Source organism: Mucilaginibacter sp., assembly GCF_028287845.1.
Taxonomy (GTDB): Bacteria; Bacteroidota; Bacteroidia; order Sphingobacteriales; family Sphingobacteriaceae; genus Mucilaginibacter.
The window spans coordinates 44,871-57,933 of record NZ_JAQBOW010000162.1 but is presented as its reverse complement, the minus strand read 5'-3'; the positions used below and the strand labels follow the sequence as shown (position 1 = coordinate 57,933).

At 39.5% G+C, this 13,063-nt stretch carries 11 protein-coding genes; 2 read left to right on the top strand and 9 right to left on the bottom strand.

Annotated elements, in window-relative coordinates; translation table 11 throughout:
* The first annotated feature begins 32 nt into the window (after positions 1-32).
* On the top strand, positions 33-1,220 hold the full coding sequence (locus JWP71_RS16260; RefSeq protein ID WP_299502338.1) for a class I SAM-dependent rRNA methyltransferase: 1,188 nt from the start codon (positions 33-35) through the stop codon (positions 1,218-1,220).
* Between the two features lie 120 nt (positions 1,221-1,340).
* On the opposite strand, the gene JWP71_RS16255 is transcribed toward JWP71_RS16260, so the two are convergent.
* From JWP71_RS16255 to JWP71_RS16215, 9 genes are all read right to left on the bottom strand, one after another.
* Positions 1,341-2,750 (bottom strand): hypothetical protein, encoded by a 1,410-nt coding sequence (locus JWP71_RS16255; protein ID WP_299502109.1) that lies wholly within the window; start codon positions 2,748-2,750, stop codon positions 1,341-1,343.
* Positions 2,731-3,279, bottom strand: a complete 549-nt coding sequence (locus JWP71_RS16250) for a hypothetical protein (protein ID WP_299502107.1) — start codon at positions 3,277-3,279, stop codon at positions 2,731-2,733. Before JWP71_RS16250 ends, JWP71_RS16255 begins: the two co-directional genes overlap by 20 nt.
* Positions 3,276-3,833, bottom strand: coding sequence for a sigma-70 family RNA polymerase sigma factor (locus JWP71_RS16245; RefSeq protein WP_299502104.1), 558 nt, complete (start codon positions 3,831-3,833; stop codon positions 3,276-3,278). The genes JWP71_RS16250 and JWP71_RS16245 overlap by 4 nt, the downstream gene beginning before the upstream one ends.
* 205 nt (positions 3,834-4,038) lie before the next feature.
* The gene (locus JWP71_RS16240) at positions 4,039-4,566 is read right to left on the bottom strand and encodes an ATP-binding protein (RefSeq protein WP_299502101.1); all 528 of its coding nucleotides are present in this window, start codon (positions 4,564-4,566) and stop codon (positions 4,039-4,041) included.
* Between the two features lie 69 nt (positions 4,567-4,635).
* Positions 4,636-5,277, bottom strand: a complete 642-nt coding sequence (gene pnuC, locus JWP71_RS16235; protein WP_299502098.1) for a nicotinamide riboside transporter PnuC — start codon at positions 5,275-5,277, stop codon at positions 4,636-4,638.
* Between the two features lie 299 nt (positions 5,278-5,576).
* On the bottom strand, positions 5,577-7,124 hold the full coding sequence (locus tag JWP71_RS16230; RefSeq protein WP_299502095.1) for a DHA2 family efflux MFS transporter permease subunit: 1,548 nt from the start codon (positions 7,122-7,124) through the stop codon (positions 5,577-5,579).
* A gap of 106 nt (positions 7,125-7,230) precedes the next feature.
* Positions 7,231-8,292, bottom strand: coding sequence for an HlyD family secretion protein (locus tag JWP71_RS16225; protein ID WP_299502092.1), 1,062 nt, complete (start codon positions 8,290-8,292; stop codon positions 7,231-7,233).
* A 13-nt stretch (positions 8,293-8,305) separates the two neighbouring features.
* A complete protein-coding gene (locus JWP71_RS16220; protein ID WP_299502090.1) occupies positions 8,306-9,664 on the bottom strand; it encodes a TolC family protein in 1,359 nt (452 codons plus the stop codon).
* A gap of 2 nt (positions 9,665-9,666) precedes the next feature.
* On the bottom strand, positions 9,667-10,296 hold the full coding sequence (locus JWP71_RS16215; RefSeq protein ID WP_299502088.1) for a TetR/AcrR family transcriptional regulator: 630 nt from the start codon (positions 10,294-10,296) through the stop codon (positions 9,667-9,669).
* A gap of 198 nt (positions 10,297-10,494) precedes the next feature.
* On the opposite strand from JWP71_RS16215, the gene JWP71_RS16210 reads away from it, so the two are divergent.
* Positions 10,495-12,951: a PIG-L family deacetylase gene (locus JWP71_RS16210; protein ID WP_299502085.1), complete on the top strand. Its 2,457-nt coding sequence runs from the start codon at positions 10,495-10,497 to the stop codon at positions 12,949-12,951.
* The last annotated feature ends 112 nt before the right edge of the window (positions 12,952-13,063 follow it).

The following is a 13,063-nucleotide window of genomic DNA, read 5'->3' as shown; positions in this document are numbered from 1 at the left end:
TTTGTTTATGCCTTATTGATACCTTTGCAGCCATGATTGATGTAGTATTAAAAAAGGGTAAAGAGAAAGCGGTTCTTCATCGCCATCCGTGGGTATTTTCGGGGGCGATAGAGGCGGTAAAAGGTAAGCCTGCAAATGGCGATATTGTGCGCCTGCTGAATGCCAAAGGCGATTTTATGGCTTATGGGTTCTATAACGATCAATCGCGCGTTGCGCTGCGTTTGCTGGAGTGGGATGAGCAAGTTACTGTTGATGAGGATTGGTTCCGTAATAAAGTAGTGGTTGCTGTAGCAGGGCGCAATGAGTTGTTAAATACCGGTGTTACCAATACCTGCCGACTGATATTCAGCGAATCAGACTACCTGCCGGGTTTAATAGTTGATAAATATGCTGATCATTTGGCAGTACAAGTGCTTACATCGGGCATAGAAAATGTTATGCCGGTTATTATTGACGAACTGAGGCGTTTGCTAAAACCGACAAGCATTTTTGATAAAAGCGATGCCTCATCAAGGCAGCACGAAGGCTTAGAAACAACCAATGTAGTATTGTTTGGTGATAACCCGCCTGATTCTGTTGAGGTAAAAGAGAACAACATAATTTATAATATTAATATTGCAGAAGGTCAAAAATCAGGCTTTTATTGCGACCAGCGCGATAACCGTAAAATAGTTGCAAACTACGCCAAAGGCAAGAAAGTGCTGGATTGCTTTAGCTATACCGGCGGCTTTACATTAAATGCTTTGCATAACGGCGCCACGTCTGTTACCAGTGTGGATAGTTCGGCATTGGCAATTGAAACGTTGAAAGAGAATATCAAACTAAATAAACTGGATATTAAAAAGCATATCGCCATACAATCCGACGTAAATAAACAGTTAAGAGTATTTAGGGAAGAAAGTGAAATGTTTGATATCATTGTACTCGATCCGCCAAAATACGCGCCATCACGTTCGGCGCTGGACAGAGCCTCAAGGGCTTATAAAGACCTGAACCGCTTAGCTATGCTGTTATTAAATAATGGTGGCTTGCTGGCTACCTATTCCTGCTCTGGCGCCATGAATATGGAAACCTTTAAACAGGTTATTGCCTGGGCCGCATTAGATGCAGATAAACAAGTACAATTTATTTACCAGTTTTGCCAACCCGAAGACCACCCGGTTAGATCGTCTTTCCCTGAAGGGGAGTACTTGAAGGGATTGTTGTGCAGGGTGTTTTAAGCTGCAACGATCATTCTTGAGCGATAGCGAAAAATCTTATACGATATAAAATAAAACGCCACGCATATTAGTTATGCATGGCGTTTTATTTTCTCACTATGTTCTAAATGACAAGAGGAATTACTTATCAAACTTAACAGTACCGTAGTTTGATTTTACGGTGATTACTTTATCGGCGTTGCCTTTGCCTACGTGGCCTTTATAGTTTTTTGTTGAACTATATCCTTTTTCATTATCGGGTGTTTTACTGGTAACGCTTGTTGCATTGTTGTAAAGAAAATCGCCCATATAAACTGTTACATCAAAATCAACATTGGTCTCAGTTATGGAGCCTAATTTTACAGGAGCATAAGATGAATTAACAGTAAGAGATTTTAAATTTTTACTTATATCACCTATTTCTAAGCCACTACCATAGCGTACGTTAAATGTACCCGATGTGCTTACCCTGCCTATTTTTGCCGGGCCATAACTTATAGTCGCGTTGACCTTATCTGCCGATTCAAGGTCAAGGCTGCCGTATGATACATTCAGATCGCTGCCATTCAGGCTTCCTATATTAGCGCTGCCATATTTTACTGCTATCACATTGTCGCTGTTAGATAAAGCTTTAGCTACCAGGGCGCCGTACGAATTATTGATATTTAATTTGCCATCTAAATTAGGCAATACAACACTGCCATATTTATTAGTGATAGTAAGCGCACTTTTTACAGGCATATAAATTACATAATTGATAGTTACTTTACGTACGCTGGTTATTTTCCCGTTTTCTGATCTTGTTCCCCACCATGAGTTGTCTGAATGATCTATTGCTGTTGTAAAAGCAACTACGTTATTTTCTTTACTATTAGTAACATTGGTCTGGTCAATTAATTTTTGAGCTTTAGCATCATCGTTAGCATAAGCATTAATTTGTATGTCAACTTTAAACTCATTTTTTGCCCAGGTGTTTACCGTTATTTTACCGTAGCGGTTATCAATCTGTAATTTATCATTGCTGTCGGCAGGATAAGTTTTGCTAATGGTTTTGCTCTTTTCTTTTACTTCGCCGCTTTGTACCTGTTTTTCCAAATTGGCGTCCGAATCAAAATTGAACTTTAAGTTATTAGTAAAGGATCGGCCAAAGTTCCTGCTGAAAGACGAATCAAAACGGGTGCTCATTGTTTTACGCAGCATAGTCATTCTGTCTTGTTCAACGAGCCTGTTTTTCTTTGATTCTTCCCTGTTCAGTTCAGACATTTGCTTATTAAGCGCACGCATTTGTTCCGCCAGTCTCCTCTTTTTATTACGATAAACGGTATCGCCTGGTTGATCTTCCGAATAGTAAACATTCGGGCTAACGGTAGAAGTACTGGGCCCTGAATAATAAACCCGTGGGGCAACAGCTATCGATAAACCCGATTCAACCGACGGTGAACTTGTTTGGGGAGCTACAGGTTCTACCGCTGTTTGTTGTGCATTTGCAGTACTATAAGCCATAAGGCCTATAAAAGCCATTACGGCAGTACTATATATTTTTAACTTCATTTTTTTGTTGATTTTTAAATTCATTAAATTGTTCAATTACATTAAGTTGCTGATTAAGTACCTCTGTTTGCACCTGCAAGTTCCGGATCATTGCACGTAAAACAGCTTCCTGGTTAGGGCTGGTAGCCAAATCTTTATTTAATTTTTTATAGGTAGAATCCATTTTTGCAATCTCGGTCGTAAACTCTTTATATAGTTGCGGGTCTGATTTTGCAATGGTTTTAAGCTCGCTGCGCTGGTTTGCTATCATTGACGCATAATGCACCTGTTGTTTAGCATACTCAGGATTTATAGCAGCCAGGCTAATTGTTTGTTTTTTTTGATTGTATAAGTATGCTCCAAAGCATACACCCATTATTACTATTACTGATGCTGCAACCCGCAATACAAATGCAAACGAAAATGTTTTTGCCGTCAGCTTTTGCGCTGGTATTTTTTTATCGATCTTGCTCCACAAGTTTGCACCTGGCTCCAGGTCGTCAAATTCTTCGCGGTTGTTAATAATGAAATCCTCTAATCGCTTGCTCATTGTGTTATTCCTTTCCTTGTTAAAATTTCACTAAGTTTTCTTTTTGCTCTTAAAAACTGTGTTCTTGATGTGTTTTCTGTTATACCTAATATTTGTCCAATTTCTTCGTGATCATACCCTTCCAGCAGGTATAATGATATTACCAGTTTATATCCTTCGGGCAATTCATTCATGGCTTGTTTTATTAAAGCTACTTTGTATTGGGTTTCTTCCTCATCATTGGGTTCCTCGTCTGTTATACTATCTATATCGTCCCCTAATTCAACCAGCTCTACCTTGCGTTTTCTTAACAAGTTAATAGAGCGGCTTACTACTATTTGTTTAAGCCATAAACCAAATGTGGTTTCCTGCCTAAAATCTTTAATCCGTTTAAAAGCATCTAAAAAGGCTTCTTGCAAAACATCCTCGGCCTCGCCCACGTTGCCCACTATCCTAAAGGCAACGTTCAACATCGCTTTAGAATATAATTTGTACAACTCATAACAGGCTTTTTTACTCCCCTGCTTACACTCAACCACCAGGTTGTAATGCTTGTCTATAAATAAGGCTTCCAAGTTTATTAGCTTTCAGGTTATAAGACATGATGAATTTTACAACGTTGCATGTATACAACAAATAATTAAAATAATGACGAATTACGTAAAGATAACCGATTGTTTGACTGTATTTTAACTTATATATAATATTATAAATATACAAACCGTGTATACACCTGCAGTTTGTATACACTTGCCCGGAAAAATGTGAGAAACAGAAAAGTTAGACGATATGAAGCAGGTAATTATCAATAGCAGCGACTGCATTATCATACCTATCCTGCCCGGTACCTTCTATCAGCAGGTAATTGGCGTTTAAGGCATTTAACTCTTTATACCAAACATCCATAAAATGCTCGCGCATGTTTGGGAAATCGCGCAGCGGATCATCCTGCCAGGGCAGGTCTATGTTTAAAAGCAGGTATAGGTCGTAATGATAATTGGGTAGTTCGTCCAACACCTCTTGCGGGGATTTGCCAAAGGTATAGTCGCTCCAAATTTTTACAGTGATAAAGGTTGTATCGCAAATTAATATGCGGCTGGCGGCAGGTAATAGCTCTTTCTCTAAAGCAACTTGTCCGTAAAACATGTTGATCTCGTCCTGCCAGGTTGGGGCATCAGTTAGCTTTTCGCAGTATTCGCGGGCATATTCAGGTACCCAAACAGTATGGTAATGTGCTGCAAGGTAAGCAGACATGGTTGATTTCCCCGTTGATTCAGGCCCCACTATGGCGATCTTTTTTATTTCCATATCAAATTATTAGCCCCCTCTAAACGGCATTAACCCTCATGAACACCATTGAGGAACTAACACCTTGTATTATAAGCTTTTTAAAGCCCTCCCTTCCGGGGAGGGTTGGGTGGGGCTCTGCTTTTTCCAATCCCTTTTCCAATCTATATATCCCAATAAAGCAATGCCTATATATATGGCATACATTACAGCGGTTAAATGCAGGTCCTTATAAATATACACCCCTACATAAATTACATCTACAAATATCCAAATCAGCCAGTTCTCTAGCACCTTTCGTGCTAAAAAAACTTGTGCAACTAGACTACAGGCAGTACAAAAACTATCAATATAAGGGTAGGAGGCCGTTGTGTATTTTAAGACCGAACCCAATATAAAAGTGAATACAACAACCGCTATAACAGATAATACTATCTCTGTTTTTTTAATGCGCATAACCGGTGCCTTATCCTCGGATGCTGATTTTTTGCTCCAAAAATACCAGCCGTATATGTTAGTTATTAAAAAATATACCTGCAGGCCCATATCGGCAAACAGATGGCTATCATAAAAAATAAAAATGTAAATACCAACGCTAACAATAGCCAGGGGCCAATTCCAGATAATATTTTTTGCAGCAAGGTAAACGCATAATAAACCGGTAATAACGCCAACAACTTCAAGCATTGATTGATTTTGCCACCAGGTTTGCAGCGCGTGTATAATTCCCATTGTTCAAATATAAAAAAACAGAAATTGGTTTGTCATTGCTGTTTGATTATATAAGGCATTTGGATACTATACGCTTAGGTAATCACTTAAGGTTTAATGAGAATGAAAAAATATCATTAAAAGCAAATAAAAATAGGGTTTTTTGATTAAAAACTTCTAATTTTATACCTAAGATTTAAACAAGTCCTGCGAGTATACTTTTTTGTGTGAGGAAAAGCCGCTATCGGGGACACACTACTAAAATTTAATTGTTAATTTTTAAAAAAGCCGTTCCATTCATAGGGAACGGCTTTTTCTTGTTAGTGTACGTCTGTAGGAACTTTTACGTTCTTTTTAAACGGCTGCAAGTATAACAATGGTATAGAAAATAACATTACCAATCCTGAAAGGTAGTAGGCATCATCATAAGTCAGCAACAATGATTGCCTGGTTACAGCGCCTTCAATTGCAGCATAGGCCATGTGCAGCGCGTCAGAAGCAGATTTGCCTTTAGCAATAAAACCTTGCTCCAACATGTTTAACCTTTGTATAAATGCATTATTATATGGATTTATGTTGGTTAGTAAATTGCTACGGTGCACACTTGTTCTTATATGAATAATAGTAGTTAATACAGCTATACCAAATGACCCGCCTAACTGGCGCATCATATTATTTAAACCCGTGCCTTGCCCCAACTCGGGCCCTTTCAAGTCGGCAATTGCCAATGTGGTTAGCGGTACAAATAACAATGCCATCCCAACACCCCTAATTAAAAGAGGAACTAACACGTCTTTTTGTCCTGTGCTAAGTGTCGAGTTGCTCAGCATAGTGGTAAACACAAAGAACAAAAACATACCACCGGTTGCCATAAATTGTGCGGGGATACCTTTATTAAGCATTTTGCCTATAAATGGCATCATAATAATGGTACACAATCCGCCCGGAAATAATAGCTCGCCGGTTTGCTGGGCCGAAAACCCTAGCAAATTCTGACAAAATACCGGGAACACGAAAACCGTGCCGTACAAGCCAAAACCAAGCACGAATGAAGTAAACATCCCTACCGCAAAACTTCGGTGCCGCAATATGCCAAAGTTTACTATTGGATGTTCTATGCTCATTTCGCGCCATATAAAAAGAATAACCCCTAATACAGCCGCTACAGTAAGCACCAATATATAAGTTTTAGCAAACCAATCTTCCGATTCGCCTTTTTCCAAAATAGTTTGTAAACTGCCTACCGCAATTGCCAGCAGTGCAATGCCCCACCAGTCTATAGGTTTTCCTTTTGCTTCTTTAGGTGTTTCATGTATAAATGTAAACGCACAAAATGCCGCCAGCGCACCTACCGGAATATTCACATAAAATATCCAGCGCCATGAGAAGTGATCGGTAATATAACCACCTATAGTTGGGCCCAGGGTTGGCCCTACAACCGCGCCTAAACCAAATAAGGCTGTAGCTGTTCCTATCTGTTCCCGGGGCCAGGTTTCAACCAAAATAGCTTGCGATGTTGATATCAAACCCCCGCCTGCAAGCCCTTGTAATATCCTGAAAATTACCAGTTCATCCAAACTTGTGGCGTTACCGCATAAAAATGAGGCAATGGTGAATACAATTATTGAAGTGATAAAATATTGTTTACGTCCAAAACGGCTGCCTAACCATCCAGACATGGGTAGAATAATTACGTTTGCCACCGCATAACCGGTAACAACCCATGCAACATCCTCCAGTGTGGCACCCAGGTTGCCCTGGATAACCGGTAAGGACACGTTTACTATCGTGGTATCTATAAGCTCCAATAACGAAGCTACAATAACCGTGATAGTAATGATCCATTTTTTAAAGCCAGTTTCAGCCATTTTTTGTTACAGTATTATATGAAAGTATAGTTAGTCTTAAGTCTGTAGTCTTAAGTCGTAAAATGGTAGACTTACGACCAAAGACTTTGAACTCCGGACTATTAAATTAGTCTTTAGTAATAATAGATACATTTACGCTCATTCCCGGGCGCAGTTTATCCAAAACATCTTTAGATGCGTTTATTTTTATTTTAATAGGGATACGTTGTACCACTTTTACATAGTTACCAGTGGCATTATCCGGCGGCAATAAAGAGAATTTTGCACCTGTTGCCGGCGAGAAGTTATACACAGTTCCTTCTATCTTCAAATCAGGATAAGCGTCAGTCTCGATATTTACTTTTAAGCCGCTGTGTATTTTTTCCAATTGGGTTTCTTTAAAATTAGCGGTTATGTACAGGCTGTTATCATTAACAATTGAAAACAAAGTTTGTCCCGCTTGTACCAACTGGCCCAGTTGTACATTCTTTTTTGATGCAATGCCATTTGCCGGCGATTTAACATCTGTATAACTTAATTGCAATTTAGCATAATCAACATCAACCTGTTTCTGGTTAACGCCGGTATTAGTAACCTTTAACTGATCGCGGGTTGTACCAATTTGTTGCTCGGCTGCTTTGTATTGATCTTTAGCAGCGTTTAAGTTTGCCTGTGCAACTTCCATATCAGATTTTGCCTGATCAAATTGTTGCTGGGTTATAGAACCATCTTTAACCAGGTTAGCATAACGCTGGTAATCTTTTTGAACCTTATCTAAACGCGCCTGTGCAGATACAACTCCCGCCAGGGCCACAGCCGAGTTTGAAGCCGTAGTATAAATTTGCGATTGGCCAACATTAACACCTGCGCTGGCGCCAACTTGCGCGGCTTGTGCCTGCTCTAATTTAACCTTGTAATCGCGAGGATCAATTTTTACCAGTATTTGGTCCTTGTTAACGTGCATATTATCTTCGAAGTATATGCTATCAACATATCCGCCTACGCGGGCTACAACCGGGCTTATATCGCCATCAACTTGCGCGTCATCAGTATCCACATGTTTGCCGTAGTATATATATTCTTTTATTCCGAAAAATAGACCTCCTAAAAGTACTATCCCTAATATTATCGGAAGTACTTTATTAGGTTTTTTTGTAGTTTGGTTTTCGGTTGTTTCTTGCTTTGCCATTGTGTTTTTTGTATTATTTGTTAAGTTTTCCGGTTGATTTTAATAAAGTGTAATAGGCCAGTCCAGCATCGGCTTTAGCTAATTCTAAATTGATTTGTGCCTGGTATAATAGTGTTTCTGCATCTGCCCTGTCAGTTGCTGATGCTATGTTGCTTTTGTATTTTGATGCCAGTATGTTGTTGTTCTCACCAGCCTGCTCAATTGATGTTTGTAAGAGCTTAATTCTGCTTAAAGCCGTAAGGTAGCTTTGGTAGTTTTGATTTACCTCGTTCTTTACATTATCAAGCGTTATACCTTTGTTTATAGCTACCTGGTCGCGTTGTATCCTTGCTTCGGCCAGTTTGTTTTTGTTGGTCCATAAAGCGCCAAAATTCCATGCCGCAGTTAAACCTACGGTTACAGGGGTAATAAAATTTCCTGATCTTGGCAGCGGATTACCACTAACATCAACATAATAGCCCCCCGCCGATGCCGATACGGTTGGTGTAGTGTTGGCATTAATGGTTTTTATACTTGTTTCTGCATACTTGTTGCGCAGGTCAAGTTGCTTAAGCTCCTGGCGGTTGCTAAATGCTGTATCAATATAATTGTTTAGCGGCCCCAGCTCTCTGTTTTCTTCGTTTATCTGAGCTATATTTAACTGGGTAGTTTCTGGCAAGCCCAATAGGATATTTAAATTATAATTGATGATCTTACGGTTACTTTCCAGATCGATGCCGCTTAACTCAACATTTGCACGTTGTAATTGAAAACGCAGTACATCATTTTTAGTAACCAGGCCCTGCTCAAAAAAACGTTGCGACTGGTGTATTTGCGCATCAATGGTTTCCAAATTTTGGTTAACCACCTTTTTGCTTTGCAATACTTTATACAGGTTGTAATATTCGTTTATAATATCATAAGTGATTTGGTCCTTGTCTTTATCCGCATCTAAACGAGATATGCTGGTTAATAACCGGGTAGACTCTTGCGCATACTTTAATTTTCCGCCGGCAAAAATGGTTTCATTTAATGAAACGATACCTAAATAGGCGTTGTCGTTTTTAGGTAATGCAATAGTGTTTGGGCCAAAATTAAGTGTGTTATAAGGTATTTCTGCACGGTTGTAAGAAAGACTTACTGATCCGGTAGGTAATACATTGTCTTTCACCTGATTGTATTGGGATATTGCCTGGTCTATCCTTGATTGCGATAGTTTTAAAACCTTACTGTTATCAATACCCAATTTTACGGCTTCTGTTAAAGTTATGGTCCTATCCTGAGCCGAAGCTTTTTTAGAAACCAATGACATCAGCAATAGAGAAAGCACAATAGCTAAAACTGGTATCTTGCAAAGGTGTAGTTTGTGAGTTGTATTAAATGGTATATTCATTGTTAGTTGTGTAAGTAAGATTTTAAAAGATTTTTCATGAAGCTTTTTATTTGTGGCTTTAGCCTGGTCTCAATCATGTTATCGTCATTTATATCATAACCCAGTAATGGCGAAGACATCATGGGGGTGTTTATTATATAATTTTTAGTGCCATAAAGCGCGGCTATCACCATCGGGATATCTATATCTTTTTTAAACTCGCCGTTAGCAATTCCTTCACGCAAAATTTTATCCAGTTCGGTAATGCTCTTCATTAACATGTCGCGCAGTTTGTATGATAAATCCGTACTTCTATTCATACTCATTTCCTGATATAATAGTTTTTGGAAACAGTTATTATTTACCACCTTCTCGCCATACATTTCTATATATTTTTCCATCTTGTTCCAGGCACCAATGCTATCATCATTGCCCAGGTTTTGTAAAATATCTTGAAAAGATGAGATCTTGCGTTCAAAAATTGCCAGGAATAATCCTTCTTTCGAGCCGAAATAATAGTTAAGCATAGCCATATTAACACCGGCCTCACCAGATATCAATCGGGTAGATGCGCCGTCAAAACCTTTTTCTGAAAATACGCGCTCGGCTACATCCAGAATATGGTCTTTCTTGTCTATTTTTTCTTTATCCATAATCATTTTATAGTGCAAACTTAATCAAACGATTGATTGATATAAAATTATTTTTATGTTAACTTTATAAGTTTCTGATTATCAATTATAAAAAATCAATCAATCGATTAATAATTATATAAAATACAGTGATTTTGAATTTTTGTTTTATTATTGATACAATAAAAGCCTGCTAATTTTCTTTTAATATATTTGGCTATGAAGCGTATTAAACTACTTGCCGCATTTTTGCTTTTTACAGGTACTGCATTTTCTCAAACCGCACCGCCGGCAGACCTTGTAACTATACAACAAAGCTTTAAAAAACTGAACGTTTTGGGCAGTATATTATACATGGCTGCGCACCCCGACGACGAGAACACCCGCTTGCTGGCCTACCTGGCGCAGGAAAAGCATTACCGCACGGGCTATTTATCATTAACCCGCGGCGATGGTGGGCAAAACCTGATAGGAAACGAGCAAAGCGAAATATTAGGCTTAATACGCACACAGGAACTTTTGGCCGCACGCCGGGTTGATGGTGCCGAGCAGTTTTTTAGCCGTGCCAACGATTTTGGTTTTTCTAAAGGGCCCGAAGAAACTTTAAAAATATGGGACAGGGAGAAAGTATTGGGCGATGCCGTTTGGGTGATACGTAAATTTAGGCCCGATGTTATTATATGCCGTTTCCCTACCACGGGCGAAGGGGGCCATGGGCACCATACTTCATCGGCCATTATAGCGCAGGAAGCATTTATTGCCGCTGCCGATCCGAAACGTTTCCCTGAACAATTGAAATATATACAACCATGGCAGGTAAAGCGTTTATTATGGAACACTTTCAATTTTGGTACTACTAATACCACGGCGGAGAATCAATTTAAAATTGATGTAGGTGTTTATAACCCTATAACCGGTAAAGGCTATGGCGAAGTTGCGGCCGATAGCCGTTCTAACCATAAAACACAAGGGTTTGGCAGTGCCAAACAAAGAGGGCAATCATTCGAGTATTTTAAAACTATTTTGGGTGATACCCCACAAAATGATTTAATGGATGGTGTTAATACCGGTTGGGGAAGAGTTAAAGATGGCGAAGCCATAGCAGCTACACTGGCAATAATAAAAAAGGGTTTTGATGCCGAAGATCCGGCGAAATCTGTACCTGCGTTGGTGGGCTTGTTAAGCAGGGTTGAAAAAATAAGTGATGTTTATTGGCGTGCGCAAAAGGTAAAAGAACTGGATGAACTGATAACGGCATGCGCCGGATTATGGGTTGAGGCTTATACTAATAATCCAACTTACGCGGTAGGTGACAGTATGGCTGTTAGCTTACAAATGATAAGGAGGTTTAACAACAAGATGAGTTTAAATAGTTTTAGCACAACACCGGCAGATGTAATTAATGTAAAGAATTTTGACTTTCCGGTTAACCAACTCAAAACCGTTAATTTAAAAATGGGCACGGGTAAAATATCACAACCCTATTGGCTTGAATCGCCCCATAGCATGGGTACCTATACAATAAATGACGAAACCAAAATTGGTAATCCTGAAAATCCTGATGTACCAAAGGTTGAGTTTGAATTTGTAATTGAAGGCAAGCCGGTTAGAATTAGCCGCAGATTAATGTATAAATACGTTGATCCCGCCAAAGGCGAGATATATCAACCCATAGAAGTGGCTCCGCCGGTAACTGCTAATATTGAAAATAAAGATTATGTTTTTAATACACAGCAACCGCAAATTGTACAGATAAAATTGCAAAGCTTTACCAAAACCGCCGGCAGTATCAGCATAAAACCTATTGCAGGTTGGAAGATTAGTCCGGATAAGATAGACTTTACCAATAAAAATAAAGGCGACGAATGGATGGCATCGTTCACCATAGCACCGGCAGATAATAAGCCTAAGGTTGCTACTTTTGAAGCTATAACAACAGTTGGAGGAAAAGATTATACAATGGGCATACAGCGCATACGTTACGATCATGTGCCGACTATAACACTGTTCCCGCCTGCTGAAGCCAAGCTGATTGACATAGACCTGAAAACCGCGGGCAAAAAAATTGGCTACTTAGCCGGGGCGGGTGATGTAGTGCCCGAGTCATTGCAGCAGGTAGGTTATGAAGTACATCAACTAACAGAAAACGATATTCTTAATACCGATCTTTCCATATACGATGCCATAGTAACCGGCGTACGTGCCTATAATGTAAACTCACGTTTGGTGGTTGAACAGCCTAAATTAATGGCTTATGTAAACAACGGTGGAAATTTAGTAGTGCAATACAATAATAACGCGGGGCTGGTATTGAACCAAATTGGTCCATACCCGTTCCGACTGGTAAATCAAAGGGTTACTGATGAAAATGCCAAGGTTACTTTCCTTGACGAGAGCGATGCGGTACTAAACTATCCCAATAAAATTACCCAGGCAGATTTTGACGGCTGGATACAGGAGCGCGGCTTATATTTTGTGAGCAATATTGATAATCGTTATAAAACCATCCTGCAAATGAATGATACAGGCGAAGCACCAAATCCAGGCTCATTAATAGTTGCCGATTATGGCAAGGGCCGGTTTGTTTATACATCGCTGGCTTTTTTCAGGGAGTTGCCTGCGGGTGTGCCGGGTGCCTACAGGTTGTTTGTGAACTTGTTGAGTAAGCCGAGGTAAGATGTGCAGATATGTCAATAATAAATAGTTTGTCATCCTGAGCATAGCGAAGGATCCTCACAAAGTACCCAGCGGATAACTGTTATGGTGTATAAGATTCTTCGCTATGCTC

What these genes read in the sequence shown, in the direction of transcription:
- JWP71_RS16260 (WP_299502338.1), top strand. Translation starts at nt 33, where the DNA reads ATGATTGATGTAGTATTAAAAAAGGGTAAAGAGAAAGCGGTTCTTCAT.
- JWP71_RS16255 (WP_299502109.1), bottom strand. Translation starts at nt 2,750, where the DNA reads ATGAAGTTAAAAATATATAGTACTGCCGTAATGGCTTTTATAGGCCTT.
- JWP71_RS16250 (WP_299502107.1), bottom strand. Translation starts at nt 3,279, where the DNA reads ATGAGCAAGCGATTAGAGGATTTCATTATTAACAACCGCGAAGAATTT.
- JWP71_RS16240 (WP_299502101.1), bottom strand. Translation starts at nt 4,566, where the DNA reads ATGGAAATAAAAAAGATCGCCATAGTGGGGCCTGAATCAACGGGGAAA.
- pnuC (WP_299502098.1), bottom strand. Translation starts at nt 5,277, where the DNA reads ATGGGAATTATACACGCGCTGCAAACCTGGTGGCAAAATCAATCAATG.
- JWP71_RS16230 (WP_299502095.1), bottom strand. Translation starts at nt 7,124, where the DNA reads ATGGCTGAAACTGGCTTTAAAAAATGGATCATTACTATCACGGTTATT.
- JWP71_RS16225 (WP_299502092.1), bottom strand. Translation starts at nt 8,292, where the DNA reads ATGGCAAAGCAAGAAACAACCGAAAACCAAACTACAAAAAAACCTAAT.
- JWP71_RS16220 (WP_299502090.1), bottom strand. Translation starts at nt 9,664, where the DNA reads ATGAATATACCATTTAATACAACTCACAAACTACACCTTTGCAAGATA.
- JWP71_RS16215 (WP_299502088.1), bottom strand. Translation starts at nt 10,296, where the DNA reads ATGGATAAAGAAAAAATAGACAAGAAAGACCATATTCTGGATGTAGCC.
- JWP71_RS16210 (WP_299502085.1), top strand. Translation starts at nt 10,495, where the DNA reads ATGAAGCGTATTAAACTACTTGCCGCATTTTTGCTTTTTACAGGTACT.